Below are 26,786 nucleotides of genomic sequence, written 5' to 3'. Positions count from 1 at the left end.
ATTCTGGCGGGAAAAGCAAACTAAATCAGGAAGAAATCGACCGGCGAAATCTACAGGTGACAAAGAACGGCACGCTTGGAGCGCACGAAACGCCATCTGTAGCTGATTTCAGCTTCGATCCCAACATGACGGCCCAACAGATTGCCGACCAGAACAAAAACCTGCAACGCAGCGTATCCGGGACAGATCAAGGCATATCGAGGAACGATCCCAACCCCGCACCATCCGGCGACCCCGGAGACGGGCAGGGCGGTAAGGTAATCTGTACGGAGCTTCACAGACAGGGCATTATGCCGTTCCATATCTGGCAAGCCGATGAACGGTTCGGCGATACGCTCGATGAAGGCACCTTAAGAGGCTATCACAAGTGGGCTGGCCCTTGGGTAAGGGTCATGCAGCGTTCACCCCTTGCAACGCGCCTGACGTGGCTTGTGGCTCGTCCATGGGCCTACCACATGGCCTATACGATGAAGGCGGTGGAGGAAGACAACCCGACAGGGCGGGTAATGATGAAAATTGGCCTTCCATTGTGCCGGTTGTTGGGATTTCGCTTTAAGAAATTGCTTGGCGACAGGTGTTATAATCCACCGGCAAAGTGAGCGGAGCATCTTTGTTTAAGAAAAGCATATGAATTGAATATCCGTCGGCAAGCAGGTTAAGGGCTCCGTGCCGTGAGCAAATGCTTTTCAGCTCTTCCTTAAACCTTTTCTTGCTTATCTCGGGCTGCGCTTCTGATTTTAACAATTCTTCCATGGATATTTCGGCCCCCCGGTATTCATACCGAAAGGTTATGTCCTCGCCAATCAATGAGGCCCCCGTAGCCCGGTATACGTCCATTACATAAGGCGTTCTGGCGTTAGCGTCAGCTACATACTGGCGGGCGAGGATATCGCTATCAGGCGAGGCACACGCGGCCATGACAAGCAAGAGCGGGAGAATTAAAAGGCGTTTCATACTGTCACCCGTCTTTGTGGATACTTCTCTAATATAATACATACCAGCGGGGATTGCTTGTGGAAAACGGAGGTTGTTTTTCATCTGATATGTGTTCTATTCTTAGATGCGAGGAAGGAAATGGCATGAGATATCTTGCAATTACTGTGTTGGCGGCACTCTTGACAGCATGTACAGCACCGTATGGTTCAGACAGCATTTGGTTTAATGGTTATAAGGATCAAAGGCTTTCCGAAGATCGATATATGATATCGACTGAGACGTCAGCATTAATTGATATTAATCGCGCAAATCAATTCAATCTTCGCAGGGCGGCTGAGGTAACCATTCAGAGTGGCTATACGCATTTCGCTATTATTGATGAAGACAAGAATGAAACAGTTACACAGCGCACTGTGCCGGGCACCGTTGTTAGCAACACGTACGGGTCGGCATATGGATATGGCACAGGCGCCCAATATGGGTCTGTCTATAATTACAGCGGCTCAGCATACGGCAGCTCCAATACATCCACGACCTATACACCGCCCCGGACGGTGACCAGAAAAAAATCTAATCCGACCATCACAATTATTATGCTTAGGAATCCGAAGGAGCAGGCTCCGAACATTTTCATTGCCCGCGACGTCTTAATGTATACAAAAGATTTATAGGGTTGGGCGCGCCGATATCGCAAGTGAGTAAGGAGCGGTGGAATCATAATCCATGTGACCGCTACTTCTATAGCCATGAATTGTGGATACAAAAAAGGGAGAGCCGAAGCCCTCCCCAGTTTGGTTGCTCGCTTGTCAGGTCGTGCTATATCCGCCCCATGCACCTATGACCTTGCGCTGATCTATGCCGTATACCGGCTCATAAGCGGCGTGACGGTCTTCCTCCCTGTCATGGTTGTCCTCAATATCCACGTCGCCTTCTATACGGTCCAGCATCGATATAAGAACCTCTGACAGGTCTCCAAGCGCCTCGGTGAGCCTTAGAGTGGCCTCTGCGGCGCCTTTGATGGTATCTGCGTTCATGTCGTTCTCAAGCGCACAAAGTGAGCTGTGAAGATTGCCGATTTTGCTTAATGCCTGTGTTTCATAGCTTTCGATAAGGTCAGCCATATCACACCAGCCTTTGTATGTCGGCGAAGACGCTCAGAAGAACCTTGCGGTTAAACGAACCCTCCCCTTCAAAGCAGCCGCTGTTGAAGTTTTCGGGCCTTTGCAACCACCGGACTTTTTCACGAACACCGATAAAGCTATCGGCAGGCGTATCTGGCAGGGGGTCAGACGCTTTGTTTGCGGCTTCCATTCCCGCGTCTAAATCTTCGTCAGTGATGCAAGCGGGGCTATCTACCCAGTCAGAATATCGGGCATGTTCCGCCACCATTTGAATGATGGCTCGGTCATTGTCACCGGCAACGCTTGCCGATGGAATGAAAGGAACAGCGACAGCGGGAAGCATTGCAGCGCCCTTTAATGCAGAACGCCTATCGAACTTGGCGGGAACTGTGCTTATATTGGATTTAGTCATAGCCTGAAACTCCTTTTTAGTTTCGGTTGTGATTAGGGCTGGGATGGTGGTGAGACACCTTCTCGGCCTGCTTTGTTGCAAAGCATTTCTTGCAATGCCCCTATTATAAGTTCATAATGGCTACTATGTCAACATACAATCAAATTATTATAACACCGGTTCAGCTTCGAATGGCCCGTGCCGCGCTCAAAATGACGGTGCGGGAGCTTGGAGAGCTATCTGGCATAGCACCCAACACCGTTACCCGGATAGAGAACGGGCGCACGAAAGCGCAGGCAGGATCAATGCAAGCCTTCGCCAAGGTATTTAGGGAGCGGGGATTACTGTTTGTTGCCGGGGATGATCTGGCGGGGCCGGGGGTGAGGCTGGCACATTGAAAAATCGCGATATAATTTTTATTTTTGTTCTCGGAGTTCTAGTTGGGGCTCTCAGCTTTGGAGTATTGAACGTTTTTGGGCACTACGAGGCGATTTTCTCGCTTTCCGCTATCGAATGGAGTGCCGTAGCAACCGCAGGCGCTACAATTGGACTTGCAATATTGACATTTCTTTACGTGCGTCTGACTGGCAGGGTATTGTCCTCTCAAACGGATCCATATATCACTATTACAGTCGCATCAGCGCCTCACGGCCCTTATTTACTTCAGCTACTAATACAGAATGCAGGTCGGGGACTGGCGAGAGACATACGTTTCGAAATTTACTGGCACGAGTCTGTGGAAAAATCAGAAATTACGGATGCATCTGCAAAATTCATGGAAAATTTGAAAGAAGGGCCGATACGAGACGGTATTCCGGCGCTAGCGTCTGGAGAAACGAGAAGAGTGAATTTGAATATTTTCCCGGAAGTGAAACGTGCGTTGGATGGGCGAAAAATCACTGCGATATGTCGTTTTAGGAGCAATCAACGAGATATGCCAGCCGTCGAAAGTGTGCTTGAAGTAGATTCATTTGCGCATACAAGTGTGGCTGACTCCCCGTTACTAAAGGTTGCAAATGAATTGGAGAAGATTGGGAAGTTGATTGGTGTCTTGGCAACCGGATCAAAAAAATTGAAAATTGATGTTGAGACGATGCCAGATAACGAGTCGAGCGACAAAAAGTGAAATTGAGCGGTTCTACGATTGGCTGCCGGTAAAAACTGAAAAAGAACAAAACCTAGTGCCGGGGAAAAGACATTCAAAGTTACAAGGCCCAAAAAAGCAAAGGCCCCACCGAGGCGGGGCCTATATAGACACTATACCGGATTGCAATCTCACATGTATAGCGGCCTCTTCCGAGGACTCTTGCCCGATACCGAAGCAGAGCGGGTACAACAACAATATAAAGATCAATCCATAAATTTTCAATTAATAATTTAAAGACCAAGCGCTGCACGAGTGCAATTTTGTATTGCCGCAAAGTCTTTTGCGCTCAATATGCGGGTATCATAAATTCTTTTTCCTTCATCATCTTTACCTAAATATGGCATCATTAGGCGGTGTAAAGATACTGTTACCACCATATCTGCCTTAACCCATTGGACTGTCGAATTGTAAGGAGCGGGAAGGGGGTCATTAAGTTCTAGTTTATAGTGATACGGCATTTGCGGATCAGGGGCCGTTGTGCTCATGGGAACGACAGTACAGAGACTCTCCCGCTCCCGAAATCTTGGCGATACGACAATCGCCGGCCTTCTTTTGACCATCTCGGGAGGTACGAAAGCTCGTGTAAAATCGCATATTACTATTGTCCCTGGTGAAGGGTGGATATGAAGCGCCATGATTCCTCGCAGTAAGGACTTAAAGTGGTCCAGTATCCAACATTTGCTAGGATAAAACAGAACACTATGCAATCATCTTTTACAGAAAAGTCGGCACTTTGCGCATTATGTCACACCCTATATGTTGGGAAGATACACAGCACATAGATTCTGAGATGCTCGGGCTTGAATGATAAAATGTAAACCATGGCGGGAAATAAAACACTTAGTCGGAAAGAGCTTTATAACCTCGTCTGGTCCGAACCGATGAAGAAGGTGGCCGGACAATTTGGTTTGTCTGACGTCAGTATGGCCAAGGCTTGTAAGTATGCAAATATACCTAGGCCCCCCGTCGGATATTGGGTGAAGCTTGCGGCAGGCAAGAGTATTCGACGACAGCCATTACCGGATCGAGGGGCCGGAATGTCAGATATCGTCAAGATAGGTGGTTTCCAACACGGCTTTAACCTTTACCATAGGACAGATGAAGATATCCTCGCAACAGACCCGACGCCATACATTTTCGAAGAGTCAATAGAGGAAGTTAAAGCCGGTGTAGAGGCACGTATCAAGAGTGTTACGATGCCGAAATTTCCTGAAAAAGCTCATCGTATTATCCGTAAGATTCTTGAGAAAGACGGGGAAAGGCGGAAGAAGCATCTAAAATCACCCTACTCGTACATGTTTGACGAGCAGAAATTCAACAACCCTTTTGAAATAAGACGACTGAAAATTATAAATGCTGTTTTTACTGCTCTTGAGCGCGCAGGAATGAAGCCAAATATTCGAGATCAGAACGCGCATGAACTTTCTGTTCAAGTGAATAATGCCAGTGTTGAAATTTCACTGGAAAGCGCTTCGGTAAAACCAGAGCGAATTCGAAGTCAGAGGCATAAAACACGTTCGACAAATGGCCGCTTACGCCTTTCAATCTTTTGTGGCGGTATGACGGGGGATGTTCGGCAGTCTTGGGCCGACGGAGAAGATGGGGGGCGATTGGAAGAACATCTGCGGGAAATGGTCATTGCCGTTATAGTCGCTGGTGAGGTTCAGTATCGTGAAACATGCCAGTGGTTATATGAAGATGAAATCGCGCGGAAAAAAAATCTCGTCGCAGAAGCAAAAAGGAATAAAGAAGAGGCAGAGCGAAAAGAGATTGAGCGTCGGGCTGCCATTGAAAAATCCAGATTAACTCGCTTGCTGGACGACGTGCGCGCAATGCGTGAGGCAACAGATATCAGAGAATTTGCTGAAACAGTTTTGGCTCTTTGGAAAGAGGGTAATATAGAGACGTCATCGGAAGAAATTATGCGCTGGTTAGATTGGGTAAAAGTACAAGCAGACAAAGTCGATCCCATCAAATCAAGGCGTTTTCTTGATTATACTTTAGATAGCGACAAATGATTTGTGGCTCGAGAGGTTAAACCAGCTTTGAGAGGAAGTAGCTTTGAACGATGAGCTAAAGCGGCCAGACACATCGGACTCCGTGTTCCCACTATTTGACTATATAGTATTTTATGGTTGGGGATTTGCAGAGCCTTTTTTCAAGCTTATTGGGTGGCTTTTTCTCGTCGCAGCTTTGATTGCCGCATCTGATATTGTTGACAATTATTTTCTAACTGTCATTGCAATTACGTCGGGAATTGTGTGGTGTTGTGCGTCCTTTGCAAAATGTATTCATCTTGCAGACATTGTTTCGGATATTATCGATGATTGGATCGACAGCAAAAATCTCGGGAAAACCAAGAGCAAATTTGCACATACGGCGGTCAATATTCTCAAGATATCTTTGCGCTTGTTCGTTGGTTATGCATTGATTTCCCTTTTGTTGAGTGTCTACGCATTCGTTCCGGAAATGCTATTGGCAATAGCATTCAAACCATGAATATAACTATAAAAAATAATTCCTTAGGATAGAAAATTGTCCGAAAATCAACCTCAACCACTCGACCGATTTGACCTTTATACACGTATCGCGGATGCCATGGGGGTTGCAGACTATTCAACCCAAATTATTCATTATACGAGTTCCGAGACGCTTGAAAGAATCCTGGAAACGCAGTCTTTGTGGTTCGGCAGTACCGTCCAAATGAACGATACTACAGAGTGTGACCATTTTATAAATGAGATATTGGCTCAGGCTCCTGCATTGCTTAGTGACGCGGGTCAACTACTGCTCCAGCGTTTTATCGAGCAACTTCGCCCGGCTATACGCCAAGAAACCTACATCTCATCGTGGTGCGAATATTTTGATGAGTATCCAGACGGAAGATTGAGTATGTGGCGCGGATATGCAGACGAGGGCAAGGGGGTTGCACTTGTGGTTGATAGCTCGCCGCTACAACATAGTAGAATGACGCCGCAAAAAATTGATTTTCACGTTTACTCATCAAAAGTCGAGTATGTAAGGGAAGGCCACGCAGCAGCCTTGGCGCACGACTACCTGCAAAGAATATCCGCTTTGCCTGAGGTTAATGCAGCGCTTTTAAACCGAATGAATATGGCCGTAATGCTTTTGGCAAAAGCTCCTTGCGTAAAACATAACGGTTTTGATGAAGAAGCGGAAGTTCGTTTTATCTATATGAAAGGCTTACGGAGGATCATCGGACAAACTCTAAGTGAAGAAACTATCCACACACTCGATCCAGGACCAAATGAGAAAGCATTCTTTGTTTTACCACTAACTAATTATCCGGAATATGGATTTGATCTGCGTATTGAAACAGTTCTTAAAAAGGTCATAGTCGGCCCTTCAGCTGATAAAGAAGCCCGTGCAGAGGCCACCCGTAAACTTCTGGATCACTACGGCCTCGAACATGTGCCCGTCGATATTAGCCGAATTCCTCTAAGATAAAGCGACGCTATCGCTATTGCCGCATATGGACGACAAAAAGCGCACACTTCCTTTAACTATTAGTTCCGTTGGTTATGTCGGCAAGTTCGTTGGGTTCAAGATATTCCCAGCCATCCTCCAAAAAAATATCTTCGTCGTACTTCAGTCGCCAAAGTGCCCATATGCTGGTCGAGGTATCTACTAAATAAATCTCGTCTGGTAGGTCTTCACGTCCCGCCATCACCTCGGACAACGCCTCCCAAATTAGGATATGGTTTGATAGCGCAACGTCGTTATCCTCCAAAATTAACACCGTTCTTGCCCCCTCCGCTGCGCAGAGGTGAAGTTTCGGACATTTATTGTCGAGCGCAATACCTAATCGCTTCGCTCGATGAATTTCAACATCTTCTGGAGCGTAGCGCGATACCAAGAGCTTGCCCCGTTGGCGATCCGCAATTCTCCAATGTTCTCTGCGCGTCATTACGACTTCATAATTAAACCCACGCGGCCTTTCTCGAAGGGTATCTGTGACCCCGAATGGGCTTTTTTCACGCGAAGGTCCTTCCGGATAGCGTTCATTTAAGCGTCGAGCGGCATCGAGAACCCATTCAGTAAAATCACGTTTCATACCTTCAAGATGCCGAGCTTTGATGTTAGGTCGCGCATTCGTGGGAAAGTTTAAATAGTACACCGCCGATCCAGGTAAATTCCCGGATAGCTCATCCCGAATGGGCAGAATAAACTGTCCAAATTCTTTCTCTCCCTGAATCTGACCTGAAAATGCTTCTATCCGAGTGTGCTCGAATGCATAATTTTTGGGGCCGAGATCCAAGCGCAGCTCAACTGGCGGGTCTTCGTTAGTTTTTTCCGGACGCTTGAGATTGGCGCGGTTCTCGCCGGTTTCCTTTTCAAGGAATCGGACGACCGCATCGCACGCTTTGCCTTCGTTGGAAATCGCCATATCGTCTCACGGTGTCAACTGGCTGAACTGTTGTTTTCGGACAAGAAACTAGCATGGCTATTGCACCTAAAACAGCTTTTGCGCTCACTCACATATAGAAATAGGCTTAAATCTTCGCCGCTGTTTAGAGGCGAGGGGATTCCACTTGGGTTCCGCCTTGGCGGGCTCCACAGCGAATATCTTCACATTCTTTGATCCGCAGCCGCAAACCATATAGGCGGCAATAGCCGCAACTGGAATGGCGCAAATATCGTTTGTCGGCTTCCGCAAGCGTTTTTCCAGCCGTTTGACAATCTCCACCGTGACAGGGAGAGCTGTCCGCGCGCAATCGTTGCACCTAACCCCGATCCTGTGTCCCTTGATAATTGTTTCGCGGATTGTCGTCATGATTTTTCATAGCACAAGAATAAAAGCGCGAGTCAAGGTGCGATTCTGCCGTTGCTCTTCGAAGGTGAAAAATCGCCAATTTCTTGCGCGGTGCTTACTATGTGCTTACTGGACAAATATGGCCTCTATTCGTCGGCGCAGAAAAGAACGTAACTTATTGTTATTAAATGGTGCCCCTGGCCTGACTCGAACAGGCACGCCCTAAGGACAACAGATTTTGAATCTGTCGCGTCTACCAATTCCGCCACAGGGGCTGCGTCGAAAATCCGCACTATAGCGATGAATGGAGGCGGGTCAATAGGCGTTCTGACCGGACGCGCATCAGCATGATAAATAATGATAAAGATTGAGGCGGCTTAAAAAAAAGGCTAAAAAGACCCGTCTTCTTTTTGGTTTATTCAGGTTCTGGCCCGCTCTATGCTGCGACGTTTGTATGATTTCACCATGGGACTAGCGGCAAAGCCGCGGGCAAAATGGTTTCTGGGGGGCATTTCCTTTGCTGAAAGCTCCTTTTTCCCCATTCCGCCGGATGTTCTGTTGATCCCGATGGTGCTGGCCAATCGTCGTGAGGCATGGCGGCTTGCGTTTATCTGCAGTCTGACTTCGATCGTCGGCGGGCTGTTCGGGTATCTTGTCGGATATCTTTTCTTTGACCTGATTGGCGCGCCGATCATAGATTTTTATGGTTATACGGAGAAATTTGACAATTTTACGGAGGCTTATAATGAATGGGGCGGGTGGATTGTCGCTTTTTTCGGGCTGACGCCGTTTCCCTATAAGGTCATCACCATCGCCAGCGGCGTAACCCATCTCGACCTCCTAGTTTTTATCCTAGCCTCGGCCCTGTCGCGAAGCCTGAGGTTCTTTCTGGTTGCTGGCCTGCTATGGAAGTTCGGCGCGCCGATCCAGTTATTTATCGAGAAATACCTCGGCCTGCTGACCGTTCTCTTCTTTGTCTTGTTGATTGGCGGATTTATAGCCATCAAATACATGCTCTAACGCATAGGGAAGGGCGGGATCGATGGCTTACCTAACGAAAAATGCGCTGTGGGGAGCTCTTTTGGCGAGTATTGCGGCGCTCGGCACGGCCTTTGTTGCGCAATATGTCTTTGATCTTTGGCCCTGCGTCCTCTGTCTTTATCAGCGCTGGCCTTATGCCGCGGTCATTGCGATATCTCTTGCCGGGCTTGCCTTGCATAAGCGCGTTGGAACGACCCCGTTTCTTTTGCTCTGTGCGCTCGGCTTTGCGGTCACCGCCGCCATTGCCGGATATCATGTGGGCGTCGAGCAGGGTTGGTGGGAAGGCACGGCAGAATGTGTCGGCGATACGGCAAAAGCCAGCAGTCTGCAGGATTTAAAGGCCAAGATCATGTCAACGCCCATTGTTCGCTGCGATGAGGTCGCATGGTCCCTTTTTGGCATTTCAATGGCGGGCTATAATGTCATTGCCGGTGCAGTTCTGGCTGTTTTTTCGCTGTTTGCTGCGCTAAGTTCTTCTAGGAACAACTAAGGAATGGCAATGTCGGACGAAAACCCCCTAGATGAAAAACCCGCCCTTGGCCGCCAGCCCGGTGATCTCAACCCCCGCGAACAGCTGGAAAGAATTATTCGTGTCGATCATGCAGGGGAATTTGGCGCGGTGCGGATATATGAAGGGCAGCTTGCCGTTCTGAAAGAAACGGAGTCCGCGAATACCCTGCAACATATGAAGGAGCAGGAAGAGGTTCATAGAAAGAAGTTTGAAGAGCTTCTTAGGGATCGACGTGTTCGCCCGACCTTGTTAAGCCCGCTTTGGCATGTCGCCGGATATGCGCTTGGCGCGGGAACGGCCATGCTCGGGAAAGAGGCGGCGATGGCCTGTACCGAAGCGGTGGAGGAAGTCATCGATGAGCATTATCGCGATCAGCTCGACACCCTTGGAGAGTACGAGCCGGAGCTGAAAGAGACGATTTCCAAGTTTCGCGATGAGGAAATCGAGCATCGCGACACCGCGCGTGAAGAAGGGGCTCGCGAGGCGCCCGGCTATGAACTGCTCACTACTGCCGTGAAAGCAGGCTCAAAAATGGCGATCTGGCTCTCTTCGCGTATTTGACCGGCGGGTATTTTACGGAAAATCACACCGCGTCGCGGAAATGGTGGCAAAACTCTGTTTGCCCGCAAGAATGCTGAAACGATATTCATTGGCACCAAACACTACGCTCTTGTGAAGAGGGAGAACGCCGGTCAGCAACTCTTTCTGCCCGCCAAGCTGGGTGAAGGTGATTTCCACCGGCTGCTCCGGATCGTACCAAGCCTCCACATTGCCTTCCGCATTAACGACCGATTTTCCATTTCCAGTTACCGTAATAGAGCCGTTTCCAAGGCTGACCGAGTTTCCGGGGCTGGAAAAAATCGGTGTATTGACGATGAAGCGCTTCGTTTCGGGTGCGGCGTCGCAATTCTGGCTGTTCTGGGCGAGTGTGATTAGCGAAAACAGCCGTTCCGGCTCCAGACCGTCGGCCATCCGGGTTTGCACCAGATCCAGGATTTCACGGGTTGGTCCGCTCGGGATTTCATTCTCGAACTTGTCGCGCCATTGGCGGGCTTCGGCGAGGGCGGCGCTCTGCTTATCAAGGGCGGCGCGGGCTTGATCGTTCAGGCGGTCGTTTTCACTGGTCAATACGATGACCTGCCCCTCAATATCGGCGATCCGCCGTTCGCCGTTGGCCTGACCTTCATAATAGCCATAAACACCAGCGCCAGCGACCACTGCAATATACAAAACGAACTTGAAAAAGCGATTGCGGCGTTGCCGCGCCTGCTTTTTCTCTGAAAGACCAAGGCCATAACTCATAGTGCGTCACATCTTTAGTGATAAGGGAAAAGATTACAAATTTGCTTCTATATAGACGCCGAAACGTCAGTAAGGCAAGTGGGGGCGGGGAATTTCGTTTATTCTTCGAGTTCGGTATCCCAATAAAGATAGTCGCGCCAGCTTTCGTGAAGATAGTTGGGCGGGAAGCCGCGGCCCTGATGATTAAGCATTTGCGGGGTCGGTATATAGGGGCGGATTTCCGGGAACATACTCACTTCCCGGGGAAGCCTGCCCCCTTTCTTCATGTTGCAGGGCGCACAAGCCGTCGTGATATTCTCCCAGCTTGTCTGTCCGCCGAGGCGGCGCGGCAGCACATGGTCGAATGTCAGCTCCTCCGGTGAGCCGCAATATTGGCAGCGAAAGCCATCGCGCAGGAACACATTAAATCGGGTGAAGGCGGGCTGCTTGCCTTGTTTGACATAGCGCTTCAGGCAGATCACGCTGGGCAAGCGCATCTCGAAGCTCGGCGATCGGACAATCCGATCATATTCCGAGACGATGTTGACCCGATCCAGAAAGACCGATTTAAGAGTGTCCTGCCAGGACCAAAGCGATAAGGGAAAGTAGCTTAAGGGCCTGTAATCGGCGTTCAGAACCAGGGCCGGGTATTTTTCCACAGACGTTTGCAAGGCTCTATCTGTCTCCAAACAGGATGGTACGATGGAAAGTTTGGCCTTTCCCTTTGCAAATTGCAAACCCTATTACAGTATTTTGTGTGAAATAATTATGAAGCCACCGCATCTAGGGGAGGCCATGGTGCCAAAAGATTTTACCGTATGAAATATAGGAGTGCATCCGCCTGTTTTCGTGAGTCCTCCCAAAAATTATAGTTATTCAGAGACTTTTTTGCGCGTCGGCGCCTGCACCACATCAGCATAATAGCGCCACAAAATGCGCGCGGCGACGGTGCGATAGGGACGGAGGGGTTCCGCAAGTTCATCCATCTTCGCCGCGTCAGGCCGAGTGGGAAGGTTTTTGAGATGTCCAAAGGCAGTCTGGAGCGCGACGTCGCCTGCGGGCCAGATATCTGCGCGACCGAGGCAGGAAATCATGTAAATTTCCGCCGTCCAGCGACCGATCCCCTTTACGCTGGTCAGCTGGGCGAGAACATTCTCGTCATCATGTTCATGAAGGATATCAAGCTGGAGGCGTTCGCTTAAGATTTCTTCGGCCAGGGCACGGCAATAACGCGCTTTCTGGCGGCTTAATCCAAGAGCGCGGAGCTCTTCTTCCGTATGGTCAAGCATTCTCTCCGGCAGGAAGGGAGTCACGGCGCTATAAAGTCGGCCCCAGATGGCTTCTGCGCTGGCGAGCGATACTTGTTGCTCAACAATGATTTTGGCGAGATGTTCAAACCCGGCAGGCCGACGCCGGGTCGGCAGCGGCTGGATCAGGGTGAGGGCGTGGGCGAAGTCCGGGTCCTGCGCGCCAATATGGTCAAGGGCAGCCGCAATATCCCCCTCATCCGTCATTGGGAGGTAACAAGCGCCGTCTTCATGTCCGAAGCACAATTCAGGCTTTTCGCCGCAAGGGCGATCTGCGCTTCATCGCTTTCGCCTTCGTGAACGACATGCGGAATATCCGGCGTTAGTCCAACCCCATGAAATGTCGGGCCTCCACCCGTTGTAAATCGGCCGGTCGTTAGCCGGAGGCCACCGCCATTCCGGAGCGGCATCAGCGACTGCATCAACCCCTTACCGTAACTCTTTTCCCCGAACAATTTGGCCCGCGCCTGATATTTAAGCGCACCGGCAACAATTTCCGAAGAGGACGCGGACTTCTTGTTCAGCATCACGATAATGGGGGCACCCTCGGTCTCGTCCCCCTGAACGGCGTCACGCGACACCAACTCGCGTCCGCGGTTTTTGACTGAATAGATATTTCCGCTATCGAGGAAGGCATCGGCGACAATCTCCGCGGCGGAAACGAGGCCACCCGGGTTATTCCGCATATCCAGAACGATGCCGCAGAGGCCTGAGCCGAGGGTATATTGGAAATCCTTCAGCGCAACGGCCACGCCGGGGCCGGTATTCCGAGTAAAGGAAAAGATACGGATATAGCCAATATTTCCTTCAATACGGTGCTCCACTGCGGCAACTTCCACGTCGCGGCGCATGACATCAATCTGCAGCGGGGACGGTGCGCTTTCCCGGAGAATGGTCAGGGGCGCAAATGTATCTTCCGGTCCGCGCAGCTTGTCCCGCGCCTGAGAGAGCGTGAGGCCCTTGATCGGCTCGCCGTCAACATGGGTGATAATGTCTTTTTCAAGCAGCCCGGCCTCTTCCGCACCAGAACCGCGCAGCAGGCTCATAATGGTGAGATTGTCGTCAATCATTCTGATATGAATGCCGAGGCCGACGAAATGTCCTTCCAGACTTTCGCGGTAAGAGGAAAAGCGCTGTGGTGCCATATAGCCGGTATACCGGTCCATTGAAGCGAGCATCGCGTTCAGCGCGCGCGTTGTCGGATCACTTTCGCCTTCTCCGTCAACCGGAACGGCCTTCAATCCTTCAATCGCCTTATCAATCAGGGCGTCGGGGTTGACATTATCAACATATCGCTGATCCACCGTCTGCAGAACATCCGCCATGACGTTGATATTTTCCGCCATCATCGGGTCATTTCTAACGGTTTCGCGATAGGCAACTTCATATCGGTCCATCGCCGCATTGATATCATCGTTTCTGGTCATCGGAATGGCGCAAGCCGTTACCAGCATTAATATATTCAACGCGATCAATATTCTTTTAAACATTCGTCTCGCCCGTTGACAATTTTTATAATTAATAAAGTATTAACAAAGGCTAGCGCCGCCCCCGGCGGCTGACAAGAAAAACAGATAAAATTTTAAGCGTATTTGACTATTTTTTCGAAAGCACTCCGTTGTTAACTATATGGTAACTATAACGCGTTTTGCGCCGAGCCCAACCGGTTTTCTCCATCTTGGACATGTTTATTCCGCTTCTCTTGCCTGGAAGGCGGCCCGGGAAAGCGGTGGACGGTTCCTGCTTCGCATGGAAGATATCGACCAGACGAGATGCCGCCCGGAATTCGAAGATGCGATCTATGAAGACCTCGCCTGGCTGGGGCTGGATTGGGACCCGCCGGTGCGCCGCCAAAGCGATCATTTTGAAGATTATACGGCCCTGCTTGAGAAGCTCAGCGACCGGGATTTGATCTATCCCTGTTTTTGCACCCGGAAGGAGATCACGGCTGAAATCAACCGCAGCAACTCGGCACCCCATGGACCGGAAGGTCCCCAGTATCCGGGGATTTGCCGCGACTTGACGGAAGTTGAACGGCAGACGCGTTTCGCCCGCGGGGATGCTTATGCACTACGGCTAAATATGGTTAATGCGGTTGCGGGCGTAGAGTTATCGGCCCTTCAGTTTCAGGAAGTCGGCAAGGGGTGGGTACAATGTGATCCGGCCCCCTTCGGCGATGTCGTCCTGGCCCGGAAGGATACCCCGACCAGCTATCATCTGGCGGTGACATTTGATGATGCAATTCAGGGTGTTAACCATATTATACGGGGCCAGGACCTGTTTGCGTCAACGCATATTCACCGGCTCTTGCAGGCCTTGCTGGACCTGTCGACACCGACCTATTTTCATCATGGATTGATCTCGGATGCGAAAGGGCGTCGTCTCTCAAAACGTGACAAGGATGCAACAATCAAATCTTTACGCGAATATGGTTACCAGCCCGAAGAGGTGCGGAAAATGGTCGATTATGGTTAATTTTCGGCGCTTTTCCGCGAATCTCTCGCCCACGCTCTGATCAGGCGACATTCTCATATTTCATGATCATATCGACCATGTCGATGACGATGCCCGCCATGTCGAAATCCTTCGGTGTATAGATCTGACTGACGCCGGCTTTCCTGAGTGTCTCCGCATCCTCGAGCGGGATGATGCCCCCGACCACAACAGGAACATCGCCAAGGCCTGCGGCTTTCAATCTTTCACAGACTTCTGTCGCAAGCGGAATGTGGGAGCCGGAAAGAATGGACAGGCCGACAAGATCGACGGTCCCGGCCTTGGCCGCGGTGACAATCTGCTCCGGTGTCAGGCGGATCCCTTCATAAACCACCTGCATGCCGCTGTCGCGGGCGGACACGGCGATTTGCTCCGCACCATTGGAATGGCCATCAAGTCCCGGTTTGCCGACCAGAACCTTGAGCGGCCGTCCAAGTGCCGCCGCCGCCGCCGCAACCTTCTCTCGGGCGGGTTCCAAAATGTCGTTCTCTGCGTTGGAAACAGCCGAGCTCACGCCGGTTGGCGCGCGGTATTCCCCATATACGTGACGGAGTGCTTCCGACCATTCACCCGTCGTCACCCCTGCCTTGGCGGCGGCGATGGAGGCCGGCATGATATTCTGCCCGTCATTTGCTGCCTTTGACAAGGCGTCCAGTGCCTTCTTCACGGCGGCGTCATCCCGGCTCTCGCGCCATGCCTGCAACAGCTCGATCTGTTCGGCTTCCGCTGCGGGATCGACGGTCATGATCCCGCCGTCGGCCTCCTGCGTGAGCGGGGAAGGGGCGGATTCGGTAAATTTATTCACGCCGATGACGGGCAATTCGCCAGCGATGACCGACTGAACGCGGTTTGTATTGGAATTCACCAGGCTTTCTTTTAAATAGCCGGTATCGACGGCAGTGACGGCACCGCCCATTTCCTCAATGAGTTTCAGCTCCTCGCGTGCAGCGGCTTTTAACTCCTCAACCTTGCGGTCAATTTCGGTCGAACCTTCGAAGATATCGCCAAATTCCAGCAGGTCGGTCTCAAAAGCGACAATCTGCTGCAGGCGAAGCGACCACTGCTGATCCCATGGCCGGGGCAGCCCTAATGCCTCGTTCCAGGCGGGGAGCTGAACGGCCCGTGCGCGCGCTTTCTTGGAAAGCACGACGGCCAGCATTTCAAGGAGAATGCGATAGACGTTGTTTTCCGGCTGTTGTTCCGTCAGGCCGAGGGAGTTTACCTGCACGCCATAGCGAAAGCGTCGAAATTTCTCATCCTCGACACCGTAGCGATCCCGCAGGATCTCATCCCAAAGATCGACAAAAGCGCGCATTTTGCACATTTCGGTGATAAAACGGATGCCAGCATTGACGAAGAAACTTATCCGCCCCGTCGCAGAGGGGAAATCCTCGGCGCTGATCTGCCCGCCTTCTTTTACCGCATCCAGAACCGCAATGGCTGTTGCCAACGCAAAGGACAGTTCCTGCACCGGTGTCGCTCCCGCTTCCTGCAGATGGTAGGAGCAGACGTTGGTCGGGTTCCATTTCGGCATATGCTGGTAGGTGTAGCTTACCACGTCGGTTATTAGCTTCATGCTTGGTTTTGGTGGAAAGATATAGGTTCCGCGTGAGAGATACTCTTTAATGATATCATTCTGGACGGTGCCCTGAAGGGTGGCCACATCGGCGCCTTGTTCCTCGGCGACCGCAACATAAAGTGCCAACAACCAGGCGGATGTCGCGTTGATGGTCATCGAGGTGTTCATTTTCTCGAGCGGGATATCATCAAACAGGGCGCGCATATCCCCGATATGGCATATTGGTACACCGACCTTGCCCACTTCGCCCCGGGCGAGGACATGATCCGAATCATAGCCGGTTTGGGTCGGCAGATCGAAGGCAACGGACAAGCCGGTCTGGCCACGCGCAAGGTTTGTTTTATAAAGCTCATTTGAGGCTTTGGCGGACGAATGACCGGAATAGGTGCGGAACAACCAGGGGCGATCTTTCTTTGGGGTGCCGGATTTTACGGCGTCCGTCTTGTCTTGTGCCATAATTATCTTTCGTATTCATAGTCGTTTAAGTTCGGTTATTACGTGTTTTTGATGTCGCACGTAATAACATAACTTTGTGTTGCAGCGCAAAAAAAACTTGTTATCTGAACAAAGGTCAGTAATCTTCTCATAAACCGGGCTAATGTAAAGGTCCCCATTTCGTTTTTTGATGCAATGCGATATATCAAGGCGGGAAAAGGAATTTGTGATTTGTAAAGACTACCGCCCTATAAATGAGACTACACACAAAATATGAGGGATGATTTTGATGTCAAATACGCAAGCTTCTGCGAAATCTGAAGCGGAAAATGAAATGCCGACTGGCGAGATTAAGGATCTCTATGAAGTAGGAGAAATTCCGCCGCTCGGCCATGTCCCCTCCAAAATGTATGCCTGGGCGATCCGTCGCGAACGCCACGGGGAACCTGAAAAAGCCATGCAGGTCGAAGTCGTCGATACGCCGGAGCTGGACAGCCATGATGTGCTGATCCTCGTGATGGCGGCGGGCGTCAATTATAATGGCGTCTGGGCAGCTCTTGGCGAACCGATTTCCCCATTCGATTACCATAAGCAGCCCTACCATATCGCGGGGTCGGATGCGTCCGGCGTTGTCTATGCCGTGGGCAACAAGGTGAAGCGCTTCAAGATCGGTGATGAAATCGTCGTTCATTGTAATCAGGACGATGGTGACGATGAGGAATGTAACGGCGGAGATCCCATGTTCTCGCCGAGCCAGCGCATCTGGGGTTATGAAACGCCGGATGGTTCTTTCGCCCAGTTTGCCCGTGTGCAGGACCGTCAGTTGATGCCACGTCCCAAACATCTGACTTGGGAAGAAAGCGCCTGTTATACGCTGACCCTCGCAACCGCATATCGTATGTTGTTCGGTCATCGGCCGCATATCCTGCGCCCTGGCCATAACGTCCTGATCTGGGGTGCTTCGGGCGGTCTTGGGTCCATGGCCATCCAGATTTGCGCGGCGGCGGGCGCCAATGCCATTGGCGTTATTTCCGATGAAAGCAAACGGGAATTCGTGATGTCGCTCGGCGCGAAAGGCGTTCTCAATCGTAAGGATTTTGATTGCTGGGGCCAGCTGCCGACAGTGAACGGCGAAGGGTTTGGTGACTATATGAAGAAAACCCGTGAATTCGGTAAGGCCATCTGGGAAATTACCGGCAAAGGCAATGACGTTGATTTCGTATTTGAGCATCCCGGCGAACAGACCTTCCCGGTTTCCTGTAATGTGGTCAAGCGTGGCGGTATGGTCGTTTTCTGCGCCGGCACGACGGGCTTTAACCTGACCATGGATGCACGTTTTGTCTGGATGCGTCAGAAACGTATTCAGGGCAGCCATTTTGCGAACCTGAAGCAGGCGTCTCAGGCAAATAATTTGGTTGTGGAGCGTCGTATCGATCCTTGCATGTCAGAGGTTTTCTCCTGGGATGATATTCCGCGCGCTCATACAAAAATGATGAATAATGAGCATAAACCCGGCAATATGGCCGTATTGGTATCGTCGAAATATCCAGGCCTGAGAACGATCGAGGATGCGATTGAAGCCGGCAACGAGTAAGCGAAAGCCGTAATCAAAAGGAAAAATAATAATGACAATGTCTGAAATGACCGAAACGCCCGACACACTTCTGTTGGACGGGCTGGATGGTCTGTGCGAATCTGCGCTTGGCGCAGCCGAATCATTCAAGCAGCAGGCGATCATGGCTGTCGCGGATATGACCCGGGGCAGCAATGGCCGGATCAGCGCGGAGCTGGTTGAGGCTAACCAGTATGCGACTCATGGCCTTGCCTGGCTTGCGACCTATGTGGAGGCTCTGCGCGAAACCCTGAACTGGTCACGTCATCTCACCGCCGAAGGTAAATATGGTGAGTTGGAACAACTCACCCTGCAGGCGGGCTTCGGCGAGTATCTGAGCCAGATCACCGGCGGTATTCCCATGTCCCTCGGAGAGATTATTCGCCCGCAGGACCTCGGGCTGGATGATGCTGCGATCGCGAAATTCAAGACGCCAGATGTCGTGACCCTGATTGAGTCGGGCTATAGCGCGGCGGTTAAAGAAAGAATTGCTGAACTGGTTGCCGAGGGAATGGACACCGGCCATTTCGGTGATTCGGGACTGGATGAAACCTTCTCGATGATTCGTGACCAGTTTCGCCGCTTCGCAAACGAAGAGGTCATGCCCTACGCTCACGAGTGGCATCTGAAGGATGAATTGATCCCAATGCCGGTTGTGAACAAAATGTCGGAACTCGGTGTTTTCGGCCTGACGGTGCCGGAGAAATATGACGGTCTCGGCCTCGGCAAGATGTCCATGTGTGTCGTATCAGAGGAACTCTCCCGTGGGTATATCGGGGTGGGCTCGCTCGGCACGCGTTCCGAAATTGCGGCGGAGTTGATCCTGACCGGCGGCACGGAGGCGCAGAAGGATAAATGGCTGTCGTCGATTGCGACGGGTGAGATACTGCCGACGGCGGTTTTCACGGAACCCAACACCGGTTCCGACCTTGCATCACTTAAAACCCGCGCGGTGAAGGACGGTGATGTTTATAAGGTGACGGGCAACAAGACATGGATTACCCATGCGGCGCGCGCCGATGTCATGACGATGCTGGTGCGTACCAATCCGGAGGAGCCGGGCTATAAAGGCCTTTCCATGTTCCTCGCGGAAAAGCCGCATATGACCGAAGAGGAGGATTTCCCGGCGGAAGGTATGACCGGCGGCGAGATCGAGGTTCTCGGTTATCGCGGGATGAAGGAATATGAGCTTGGCTTTGATAACTTCGAAATCAAGGCGGAAAATCTTCTTGGTGAAGAAGAAGGCAACGGCTTCAAGCAGTTGATGCAGACGTTCGAAAGCGCCCGCATCCAGACGGCGGCCCGCGCGCTCGGTGTGGCGCAGAATGCCATGGAACTCGGCCTGCGCTATGCGCTGGATCGTGTTCAGTTTGCCCGCCCGATCATCAAGTTTCCGCGTGTTGCTGGCAAGCTTGCCTGGATGGCTGTGGAAATCATGATGGCGCGTCAGCTCACCTATGCGTCCGCCCGCGCGAAGGACGAAGGTCGCCGCTGTGACCTGGAGGCAGGCATGGCCAAGCTTCTCGGTGCCCGCGTTGCCTGGAGCACGGCGGACAACGCCCTTCAAATCCATGGCGGCAATGGTTTCGCCCTTGAATACCCGATCAGCCGGGTGCTGTGCGATGCGCGTATTCTTAATATATTCGAGGGTGCAGGTGAAATTCAGGCGCAGGTCATTGCCCGTCGGTTGCTTGAAGGGGCAAATTAACAAGAGGCTAGAAGGTGGAACAGCGGATTTCGCTTGTCACGCTGGGCGTTAAAGATCTCCCACGGAGCACCGCTTTCTTTGAGGCCCTCGGCTGGAAGCGTTCTGTAAAGAACGCTCCCGGCGTTTCCTTCTTTCAATGCGGTTCCATGGCCTTTGGCCTTTTCCCTCGCAACGAGCTTGCAAAAGATGCGGGCGTCCCTGATGACGGTTCCGGGTTCGAGGGATTTTCCATTGCTTATAACACCCGGAGCAAAGACGAGGTCGATCAGGTCCTGAAGAAGATCCAATCCCTTGGGGCAAAAATTGTTAAACCGGCAGAAGAAGTCTTTTGGGGCGGTTATTCGGGTTATTTCCGTGACCTTGACGGTCATCTTTGGGAAGTGGCTTGGAACCCGGGATTTGAAATAGATGAGTCGGGTGCCGTTAAGCTCCCCGACTGATCATTTTTAATCCTGCCTAGCGTTTTTCCATATCAGCAGTGAATTCAAAGCCGAGCACGGCGGCGATGGTTGCGCCGAACAGGACGATCCCCCAACTGACGTAAAGCCAGATCAGAAAGAGTGGGATGGCCGCCATGGCGCCATAGACGACCTCATAGGACGGGAAGAATTCCAGATAAAGCTTGAACATAAATTTTCCAAACAGGAAAAGGGCCGTCGCAATGCCCGCGCCGATGGCGGCATGGCGCCACTTCACATCACAGGCCGGGACGATGCGAAACAGGACAAAAAGTATGACAAAGGGCAGCAGCATGGGCATTACCGCGCTGAGCAGGGAATAGGCTCCTTTCACCTCAAATCCCGTCGCTTCCTCGCTGATATCTATCACCCAGTTTACCAAGGTCAGGCTGGTGCCGACGGCAATCGGCCCGATCAGTGTTATCATGATATAGGTGATCAGCCGCTTAAACGGATTGCGTGTCGCCGCGACCTGCCAGATCTGGCTGAAAATCTCTTCGATGCTGGACATCAACATAAGCGCGGTAATTGCGATACCCGCAAGACCGAAATAGGTTAGCTGACTCGCATTGACGGCAAAGTCATTCAGGGCAGCATCAACAGTTGATATTTTGGACGGAAGTAGATTGTCGAATAAAAGCGTGGTGAGCTTTTGTTTCAAATGGGTGAATGCTGGAATGGCGGTAAAGAGGGCAAACACCACCGCTGCCAGCGGGACAATCGCCAGCAGGGTTTGATAGCTGAGCGCGGTCGCCATACGCAGGCAATGCTGCTCCTTGAAATGCCGCCAGATGCGGCCCAGAAGAGCGACAATGAATAAATTTTGCAACTCGCCTCCTCAGTCGGACGTTCTAACCTGGAAACTTTGTGACCGCAAGCTCACCGCCAACTCCCCAATCCTCCTTGGAGATATCACTGATGACCACATGGACGCTTCCCTCGCTGCAACCAGTGATGCGCGCCATTTCCGTGGTCAGTGATTTGACCAACTCCTGCTTGGTTTCCCGGTCCCGTCCTTCGAACATTTCTACTCTTATTATCGGCATTGCCTGTCCTTTTAAGTTGGTTAAACGATATTATGCTCCGATATGGCCTCCCCTGTCATCAACCGTTCGAAAGAGAAGCGGTTTAGATCAAGGCTGCGGTATTCGCCGAATGTGATCAACTCAGCGATGGCGCGCCCGACGGCCGGGGACTGCTGCAGCCCATGGCCGGAGAAACCATTGGCAAAATAGAAGTTGGTGACTTCCGGGTGCGACCCCAGAATGGCGTTCTGATCTATGGTGTTATAGGCATAGTGACCGGCCCATGCGCTTTCGAGTTTAATGGCCTCGAAGGCGGGAACGCGATGTGCTAGGATTGGCCAGATATGTTCCTCGAACCATCCGTAATCAACGTCGAAATCCGTGCAATCTGGATCATTCTCTGGCGGAGGGGAACAGCCCGCCAGAAACTGTTTCCCTTCAGGGCGCATATGAACGCCACTCGGATCGATAAGGAGGGGACAGCCCGTGATCTCCGTGCGGCAGCTGAAAGAATAGGCAAATCGTTTTCGTGATCGGACTGGCAGATCAACCCCTGCCCATTTCGCGATTGTCGCGGCGGCAGGACCGGCTGCATTGACGATATGTCCGCCAGGAAGGCGTGTGCCATCTGCAAGCCGGACGGCGGAAATCCTGTTCGCGTCCACATCAAGGCTCACCGCCTCTTGCGCAATATAGGTGACACCAAGGGATATCGCTTTTTTCCGGAACGCCTGATTGAGGCTATAGGCATCGAGCCACCCCTCCCCGGAGAGACCCAGTGATCCTCCGGCAAGATCGGAGACGTTCATCCAGGGAAATCCCCGGGCAAGATCATCCGCATCCAGCAGGCCGACATTGACGCCAAGGCCCTTTTGAATGGCGTTATTGCTGTAGAGGCGTGGGATGTGGCGATCTTCCGCCAGAAAAAGATAGCCCTGTTCATGATAGCTGACGTCAACCGGCGTATCATCTATCCCAAGTAATCTTGATATCTGCCCCAGAAATTCCTGAGTGTATTGAGACATCTGGATATTTTCCGGCGTTGAAAACTGTTGCCGGACACCGCCCCAGGAGCGGGCCGTGGAGCCAAACTCATAACTTGGGTCTTTCTCAATTACGGTGACAGTCCCGGAGAAAGCGGGTGCGGCCTTCAGGAAGTAGGCGATGGCGGAACCAATGACACCGCCGCCGACAATCACAACATCCCGGGTTGCTTCCATGAAAATTCCTGTCCATATAAGATGTAACGATGTAGTTTTGAATGCTGCATTCCTATATGACAGATCGGACCGTTCATGATCAATTATTTCATTATCGCCGCCGTCGTCGCAACAGCCTTGGTACTGTTATTCGGCGTGCTGACTTTCGCCCGGGGCGGCGACTTCAACCGCCGATATGGAAACAAACTGATGCGTTTACGCATCCTGATGCAGGCGGTTGCCGTTGTCCTCATGCTGATCGGGTTTTGGATCGCGAGTTCCAGTAGTTAGACGTAAGGGTGAAGGCGGCACATGGTAAAATTGACCAAAATCTATACACGCGGTGGAGATAAGGGAAAAACTTCTCTAGGTGATGGCGCCCGGGTGAGCAAGACGGATGCGCGGGTTGAGGCTTATGGCGATGTGGATGAAGCCAACGCAGTGATTGGCCTTGTCCGGCTTCATGTAACGGGGCAAGCGGACGAGATGCTGGCGCGCATCCAGAACGACCTGTTCGACCTTGGCGCTGATCTTTGTACGCCGGAACAGGAAAATCCGAAATACCCTCCACTTCGGATTGCAGGAGAACAGGTTGAACGCCTGGAGAATGAGATTGACCGCCTCAATGCGGAACTGTCGCCGCTCAATTCGTTTATCCTGCCGGGCGGTTCTGATGCGTCCGCTTATCTGCATCTTGCGCGAACCGTTTGCCGGCGCGCGGAGCGAAGGATGATTGCCCTTGGTGATTCGGAAAACATTAACCCCGTTGCCATTGCTTATATCAATCGGCTCTCGGATTTTCTGTTTGTTTTGGGCCGCTATCTCAATAACAAGGGAGAGGAGGACATTCTGTGGGTGCCGGGAGCCAACAGATAACCAAATCGGGCCAGTTTTGGCCGAAAATCAACGTCTTGGAACTGCGGTAAAATGTCCTGCTTGGGCGAATTGACAGATAGTCATTAGCTATTTATTGTGCACTGCCGAATTCAAGTGATTTATAAGCTGAAATTCACGCCGTCGGAAAACGGGTTTTTGGCGGATGTGGAAGAATTATAACCCCAGGAGTAGACCGATCCATGAAAGTTCTCGTCGCTGTTAAACGTGTCGTGGACTACAACGTTAAGATCCGTGTTAAAGCGGACAAGACTGGTGTAGACCTCGCAAATGTTAAGATGTCCATGAACCCCTTTGATGAAATCGCCGTCGAGGAAGGGCTTCGCTTGCGCGAGGCCGGTGTAGCAACGGAAGTTGTCGCCTTTTCCGTCGGCCCGCAAGCCGCGCAGGAAACCTTGCGGACCGCGCTCGCGATGGGGGCGGATCGGGGCATCCTTGTCAAAACAGATGAAACGGTTGAACCGCTTGGCGTTGCGAAGCTGATGAAGGCCGTGGCTGAAGAAGAAAAGCCCGATCTTATCATCGTCGGTAAACAGGCCATTGATGATGACTCCAACCAGACGGGCCAGATGCTGGCTGCGCTTCTGGGTTGGTCGCAGGGTACGTTTGCCTCCAAGGTCAGCCTAGAGGACGGCACCGCGAAAGTAACCCGCGAAGTTGACGGTGGCTTGCAGACGATTGACTTGAAAATGCCGGTTGTGGTCACAACGGACCTTCGCCTGAACGAGCCCCGCTATGCGTCCCTGCCGAACATCATGAAAGCGAAGAAAAAGCCGATTGATGAAAAAACACCGGAAGATCTTGGCGTTGATATCGCGCCACGTCTGACGACGTTGAAAGTGGAAGAACCGGCAAAACGTGAAGCCGGCGTAATGGTAGAAACTGTCGCGGAACTGGTCGACAAGTTGAAAAATGAAGCGGGGGTTATCTGATGACTGTTCTTGTTCTTGCCGATCATGACAATGAAGCGTTGGGCGCCGCAACCTTAAACGCGGTTACCGCCGCAACCAAGCTGGGCGGCGACGTCCATGTTCTGGTCGCCGGAAATGGCTGTGCGGCTGTTGCGGACGAGGCGGCGAAAGTCGCTGGTGTTGCCAAGGTCCTGCTGGCTGAAGACGCGCTTTATGCAAATGCCCTTGCCGAGAATATGTCGGCACTGATCGTTTCGCTCGCGGATGGATATGATGGCATTCTCGGCGCGGCGACGACGTCGGGTAAAAATATCCTGCCTCGCGTGGCCGCGCTTCTTGATGTGGCGCAGATTTCCGAAATTGTCGAGGTTGTCTCCCCCGATACATTCGTTCGCCCGATTTATGCCGGTAACGCCATGGCGACGGTGCAGTCCGGCGATGCCAAGAAGGTGATTACCGTTCGCTCCACAAACTTCCCCGCAGCCGAAGCCTCGGGCGGCTCAGCCACCGTTGAGGCGGTTAGTGCCGCAGCAGACAGCGGACTGTCGACCTTTGTTGGAGATGAACTTTCTGAATCGGAACGTCCCGAACTGACATCGGCGAAGATTGTCATCTCCGGTGGTCGCGGTATGCAGTCCGGTGATAACTTCCATCTTCTGGAAAAAGTGGCTGACAAGCTCGGCGCCGCTGTTGGTGCAAGTCGTGCCGCCGTTGATGCGGGCTTTGTTCCCAATGATTATCAGGTGGGACAGACCGGTAAGGTCGTTGCGCCGCAGCTCTATATTGCTGTCGGTATTTCCGGTGCCATTCAGCATCTTGCCGGGATGAAAGACAGCAAGGTGATCGTGGCGATTAACAAGGATGAGGAGGCACCGATCTTTCAGGTTGCCGACTACGGACTTGTCGCGGATCTGTTCAAGGCCTTACCAGAGCTCGATGAAGCTCTGTAGTGCTGCGAAAGGGTCAGGTTTTCGGCGTAATGATCGCGCTCACCCATATGCTTGGAATTAGGCAATGATAAATAAAGTAAGTGTGATTGGTGCCGGCCAGATGGGCAATGGTATTGCCCATGTTCTGGCGGTTGCAGGTGTCGATGTGTTCCTTAAGGATATTTCCAAGGAACAACTTGATAAGGCCCTGAAGACGATTGAACGCAACCTGAGGCGCCAAGTCGGCAGGGGCGCTCTTTCCGAGGGCGATATCACAAAAGCCCTGGCCCATATTCAGACGGTGACCGATGACGATCATTTGTCTGAAGTGGATCTGGTGATCGAGGCTGCGACCGAGAATGAGGAAATCAAGAAGAAGATTCTCTCCGCTCTCTGTCCGCAGCTCAAACCTGAAGCGATCATCGCTACCAATACCTCCTCCATTTCCGTAACCCGTCTTGCAGCAATTACGGATCGGCCGGAAAAATTCATTGGTATGCATTTCATGAATCCGGTGCCCGTGATGCAGCTTGTCGAGTTGATCCGCGGGATTGCGACGAATGAGGAAACGTTCGAGACGATCAAGGAATTGACCGTCCGGTTGGATAAGACGCCAACTCCAGCGGAAGATTTCCCGGCCTTTATCGTCAATCGGATACTCCTGCCCATGATTAATGAGGCGGTATATACGCTGTATGAAGGCGTCGGATCAGTACGGGCGATTGATACGGCCATGCGTCTTGGTGCCAACCATCCAATGGGGCCGCTTCAGCTCGCGGACTTTATTGGACTGGATGTCTGCCTGGCGATCATGCAGGTGCTGTATGAGGGTCTCGCGGATACCAAGTACCGCCCCTGTCCGCTTCTGGTTAAATATGTCGAGGCGGGTTGGCTCGGGCGGAAGTCCGGCCGTGGCTTTTATGATTACACAGGGGATGAGCCTATCCCCACGCGCTAGATTAAATGCCGCATATCAAATAAAAACCCCGGAAATCTGCTGAGACTTCCGGGGTTTTCTTAATTACGGGGCTGGG

At 51.8% G+C, this 26,786-nt stretch carries 31 protein-coding genes, 1 tRNA gene and 1 pseudogene; 19 read left to right on the top strand and 14 right to left on the bottom strand.

Going from position 1 to position 26,786, the window contains the following annotated elements:
* Window positions 1–599: pseudogene (locus P1U71_RS03560) on the top strand (hypothetical protein); the annotation flags it as partial.
* On the opposite strand, the gene P1U71_RS03555 reads toward P1U71_RS03560, so the two are convergent.
* On the bottom strand, window positions 553–954 hold the full coding sequence (locus P1U71_RS03555; RefSeq protein WP_301104171.1) for a hypothetical protein: 402 nt from the start codon (window positions 952–954) through the stop codon (window positions 553–555). The pseudogene P1U71_RS03560 and the gene P1U71_RS03555 sit on opposite strands and share 47 nt — an antisense overlap.
* A gap of 125 nt (window positions 955–1,079) precedes the next feature.
* Here P1U71_RS03555 and P1U71_RS03550 point away from each other — a divergent pair, with 125 nt between their 5' ends.
* Window positions 1,080–1,607, top strand: coding sequence for a hypothetical protein (locus P1U71_RS03550; RefSeq protein ID WP_301104170.1), 528 nt, complete (start codon window positions 1,080–1,082; stop codon window positions 1,605–1,607).
* Between the two features lie 135 nt (window positions 1,608–1,742).
* Here the strand turns inward: P1U71_RS03550 and P1U71_RS03545 are convergent, their stop codons facing one another.
* Both P1U71_RS03545 and P1U71_RS03540 read right to left on the bottom strand, forming a co-directional pair.
* Window positions 1,743–2,057: a hypothetical protein gene (locus P1U71_RS03545; RefSeq protein ID WP_301104169.1), complete on the bottom strand. Its 315-nt coding sequence runs from the start codon at window positions 2,055–2,057 to the stop codon at window positions 1,743–1,745.
* Between the two features lies 1 nt (window position 2,058).
* Entirely contained in the window at window positions 2,059–2,469 is a 411-nt protein-coding gene (locus P1U71_RS03540; protein WP_301104168.1) for a hypothetical protein, read from the bottom strand.
* Window positions 2,470–2,594: 125 nt separating this feature from the next.
* On the opposite strand from P1U71_RS03540, the gene P1U71_RS03535 reads away from it, so the two are divergent.
* Both P1U71_RS03535 and P1U71_RS03530 read left to right on the top strand, forming a co-directional pair.
* Window positions 2,595–2,846, top strand: coding sequence for a helix-turn-helix transcriptional regulator (locus P1U71_RS03535; protein ID WP_301104167.1), 252 nt, complete (start codon window positions 2,595–2,597; stop codon window positions 2,844–2,846).
* Complete coding sequence (locus P1U71_RS03530; protein WP_301104166.1) at window positions 2,843–3,574, top strand: hypothetical protein; 732 nt, start codon at window positions 2,843–2,845, stop codon at window positions 3,572–3,574. The genes P1U71_RS03535 and P1U71_RS03530 overlap by 4 nt, the downstream gene beginning before the upstream one ends.
* Before the next feature lie 251 nt (window positions 3,575–3,825).
* On the opposite strand, the gene P1U71_RS17970 is transcribed toward P1U71_RS03530, so the two are convergent.
* The gene (locus tag P1U71_RS17970) at window positions 3,826–4,230 is read right to left on the bottom strand and encodes a type II toxin-antitoxin system PemK/MazF family toxin (RefSeq protein WP_367281108.1); all 405 of its coding nucleotides are present in this window, start codon (window positions 4,228–4,230) and stop codon (window positions 3,826–3,828) included.
* A 186-nt stretch (window positions 4,231–4,416) separates the two neighbouring features.
* On the opposite strand from P1U71_RS17970, the gene P1U71_RS03525 reads away from it, so the two are divergent.
* Genes P1U71_RS03525 through P1U71_RS03515 form a run of 3 tightly spaced genes read left to right on the top strand, consistent with a single transcriptional unit; the run spans window position 4,417 to window position 7,063 of the window.
* The gene (locus tag P1U71_RS03525) at window positions 4,417–5,613 is read left to right on the top strand and encodes a hypothetical protein (protein ID WP_301104165.1); all 1,197 of its coding nucleotides are present in this window, start codon (window positions 4,417–4,419) and stop codon (window positions 5,611–5,613) included.
* 43 nt (window positions 5,614–5,656) lie between these two features.
* Window positions 5,657–6,094 carry a hypothetical protein gene (locus P1U71_RS03520; RefSeq protein WP_301104164.1) on the top strand — a complete coding sequence of 146 codons (438 nt, stop codon included), beginning with the start codon at window positions 5,657–5,659 and terminating at the stop codon, window positions 6,092–6,094.
* A gap of 36 nt (window positions 6,095–6,130) precedes the next feature.
* A complete protein-coding gene (locus P1U71_RS03515; RefSeq protein ID WP_301104163.1) occupies window positions 6,131–7,063 on the top strand; it encodes a DUF2971 domain-containing protein in 933 nt (310 codons plus the stop codon).
* Window positions 7,064–7,115: 52 nt separating this feature from the next.
* Here the strand turns inward: P1U71_RS03515 and P1U71_RS03510 are convergent, their stop codons facing one another.
* Both P1U71_RS03510 and P1U71_RS03505 read right to left on the bottom strand, forming a co-directional pair.
* Entirely contained in the window at window positions 7,116–8,003 is an 888-nt protein-coding gene (locus tag P1U71_RS03510) for a hypothetical protein (protein ID WP_301104162.1), read from the bottom strand.
* Window positions 8,004–8,558: 555 nt separating this feature from the next.
* Window positions 8,559–8,644 (bottom strand) — tRNA-Leu (locus P1U71_RS03505).
* A 163-nt stretch (window positions 8,645–8,807) separates the two neighbouring features.
* Between P1U71_RS03505 and P1U71_RS03500 the strand changes: the two genes are divergently transcribed.
* The 3 genes from P1U71_RS03500 to P1U71_RS03490 are packed head-to-tail and all read left to right on the top strand — an operon-like array spanning window position 8,808 to window position 10,482.
* Window positions 8,808–9,389 carry a YqaA family protein gene (locus P1U71_RS03500; protein WP_301104161.1) on the top strand — a complete coding sequence of 194 codons (582 nt, stop codon included), beginning with the start codon at window positions 8,808–8,810 and terminating at the stop codon, window positions 9,387–9,389.
* Between the two features lie 22 nt (window positions 9,390–9,411).
* Window positions 9,412–9,900: a disulfide bond formation protein B gene (locus tag P1U71_RS03495; protein ID WP_301104160.1), complete on the top strand. Its 489-nt coding sequence runs from the start codon at window positions 9,412–9,414 to the stop codon at window positions 9,898–9,900.
* A gap of 9 nt (window positions 9,901–9,909) precedes the next feature.
* A complete protein-coding gene (locus P1U71_RS03490; RefSeq protein ID WP_301104159.1) occupies window positions 9,910–10,482 on the top strand; it encodes a demethoxyubiquinone hydroxylase family protein in 573 nt (190 codons plus the stop codon).
* Window positions 10,483–10,494: 12 nt separating this feature from the next.
* On the opposite strand, the gene P1U71_RS03485 is transcribed toward P1U71_RS03490, so the two are convergent.
* From P1U71_RS03485 to P1U71_RS03470, 4 genes are all read right to left on the bottom strand, one after another.
* Entirely contained in the window at window positions 10,495–11,223 is a 729-nt protein-coding gene (locus P1U71_RS03485; RefSeq protein WP_301104158.1) for a hypothetical protein, read from the bottom strand.
* A gap of 98 nt (window positions 11,224–11,321) precedes the next feature.
* The gene (locus P1U71_RS03480; RefSeq protein ID WP_301104157.1) at window positions 11,322–11,873 is read right to left on the bottom strand and encodes an HNH endonuclease; all 552 of its coding nucleotides are present in this window, start codon (window positions 11,871–11,873) and stop codon (window positions 11,322–11,324) included.
* Between the two features lie 201 nt (window positions 11,874–12,074).
* A complete protein-coding gene (locus tag P1U71_RS03475; RefSeq protein WP_301104156.1) occupies window positions 12,075–12,716 on the bottom strand; it encodes a DNA-3-methyladenine glycosylase in 642 nt (213 codons plus the stop codon).
* The gene (locus P1U71_RS03470) at window positions 12,713–13,999 is read right to left on the bottom strand and encodes a S41 family peptidase (RefSeq protein ID WP_301104155.1); all 1,287 of its coding nucleotides are present in this window, start codon (window positions 13,997–13,999) and stop codon (window positions 12,713–12,715) included. Before P1U71_RS03470 ends, P1U71_RS03475 begins: the two co-directional genes overlap by 4 nt.
* Before the next feature lie 139 nt (window positions 14,000–14,138).
* Here P1U71_RS03470 and gluQRS point away from each other — a divergent pair, with 139 nt between their 5' ends.
* Window positions 14,139–14,984: a tRNA glutamyl-Q(34) synthetase GluQRS gene (gluQRS, locus tag P1U71_RS03465; RefSeq protein ID WP_301104154.1), complete on the top strand. Its 846-nt coding sequence runs from the start codon at window positions 14,139–14,141 to the stop codon at window positions 14,982–14,984.
* Between the two features lie 40 nt (window positions 14,985–15,024).
* Here gluQRS and P1U71_RS03460 read toward each other — a convergent pair whose 3' ends face one another.
* Entirely contained in the window at window positions 15,025–17,037 is a 2,013-nt protein-coding gene (locus P1U71_RS03460; protein ID WP_301104153.1) for a protein meaA, read from the bottom strand.
* A gap of 313 nt (window positions 17,038–17,350) precedes the next feature.
* Here P1U71_RS03460 and ccrA point away from each other — a divergent pair, with 313 nt between their 5' ends.
* From ccrA to P1U71_RS03445, 3 genes are read left to right on the top strand one after another with little or no spacing between them, the layout of a single operon-like run.
* Complete coding sequence (gene ccrA / locus P1U71_RS03455; RefSeq protein ID WP_367281112.1) at window positions 17,351–18,610, top strand: crotonyl-CoA carboxylase/reductase; 1,260 nt, start codon at window positions 17,351–17,353, stop codon at window positions 18,608–18,610.
* Window positions 18,611–18,647: 37 nt separating this feature from the next.
* Window positions 18,648–20,336 (top strand): acyl-CoA dehydrogenase family protein, encoded by a 1,689-nt coding sequence (locus P1U71_RS03450; protein ID WP_367281111.1) that lies wholly within the window; start codon window positions 18,648–18,650, stop codon window positions 20,334–20,336.
* Window positions 20,337–20,350: 14 nt separating this feature from the next.
* Window positions 20,351–20,776, top strand: coding sequence for a VOC family protein (locus P1U71_RS03445; RefSeq protein ID WP_301104150.1), 426 nt, complete (start codon window positions 20,351–20,353; stop codon window positions 20,774–20,776).
* 16 nt (window positions 20,777–20,792) lie between these two features.
* Here the strand turns inward: P1U71_RS03445 and P1U71_RS03440 are convergent, their stop codons facing one another.
* The 3 genes from P1U71_RS03440 to P1U71_RS03430 are packed head-to-tail and all read right to left on the bottom strand — an operon-like array spanning window position 20,793 to window position 23,039.
* Window positions 20,793–21,623, bottom strand: coding sequence for a YihY family inner membrane protein (locus P1U71_RS03440; RefSeq protein WP_301104149.1), 831 nt, complete (start codon window positions 21,621–21,623; stop codon window positions 20,793–20,795).
* Between the two features lie 22 nt (window positions 21,624–21,645).
* Window positions 21,646–21,840 carry a 2-hydroxymuconate tautomerase gene (locus tag P1U71_RS03435; protein WP_301104148.1) on the bottom strand — a complete coding sequence of 65 codons (195 nt, stop codon included), beginning with the start codon at window positions 21,838–21,840 and terminating at the stop codon, window positions 21,646–21,648.
* A 20-nt stretch (window positions 21,841–21,860) separates the two neighbouring features.
* Window positions 21,861–23,039, bottom strand: a complete 1,179-nt coding sequence (locus tag P1U71_RS03430) for an FAD-binding oxidoreductase (RefSeq protein ID WP_301104147.1) — start codon at window positions 23,037–23,039, stop codon at window positions 21,861–21,863.
* 75 nt (window positions 23,040–23,114) lie between these two features.
* Between P1U71_RS03430 and P1U71_RS03425 the strand changes: the two genes are divergently transcribed.
* The 5 genes from P1U71_RS03425 (at window position 23,115) to P1U71_RS03405 (ending at window position 26,710) form a co-directional block, all read left to right on the top strand.
* Window positions 23,115–23,309, top strand: coding sequence for a twin transmembrane helix small protein (locus P1U71_RS03425; protein WP_301104146.1), 195 nt, complete (start codon window positions 23,115–23,117; stop codon window positions 23,307–23,309).
* 21 nt (window positions 23,310–23,330) lie between these two features.
* Window positions 23,331–23,894, top strand: coding sequence for a cob(I)yrinic acid a,c-diamide adenosyltransferase (locus P1U71_RS03420; RefSeq protein WP_301104145.1), 564 nt, complete (start codon window positions 23,331–23,333; stop codon window positions 23,892–23,894).
* 200 nt (window positions 23,895–24,094) lie between these two features.
* A complete protein-coding gene (locus tag P1U71_RS03415) occupies window positions 24,095–24,844 on the top strand; it encodes an electron transfer flavoprotein subunit beta/FixA family protein (RefSeq protein WP_301104144.1) in 750 nt (249 codons plus the stop codon).
* Entirely contained in the window at window positions 24,844–25,773 is a 930-nt protein-coding gene (locus P1U71_RS03410) for an FAD-binding protein (RefSeq protein WP_301104143.1), read from the top strand. The genes P1U71_RS03415 and P1U71_RS03410 overlap by 1 nt, the downstream gene beginning before the upstream one ends.
* 64 nt (window positions 25,774–25,837) lie before the next feature.
* Complete coding sequence (locus tag P1U71_RS03405) at window positions 25,838–26,710, top strand: 3-hydroxybutyryl-CoA dehydrogenase (RefSeq protein WP_301104142.1); 873 nt, start codon at window positions 25,838–25,840, stop codon at window positions 26,708–26,710.
* Window positions 26,711–26,786 lie beyond the last annotated feature (76 nt).

This window comes from Sneathiella sp. (assembly GCF_029233945.1).
In the GTDB taxonomy this organism is placed as follows: Bacteria; Pseudomonadota; Alphaproteobacteria; order Sneathiellales; family Sneathiellaceae; genus Sneathiella.
The sequence above is the reverse complement of the archived record's forward strand: the minus strand, read 5'-3'. Positions and strand labels throughout refer to the sequence as shown.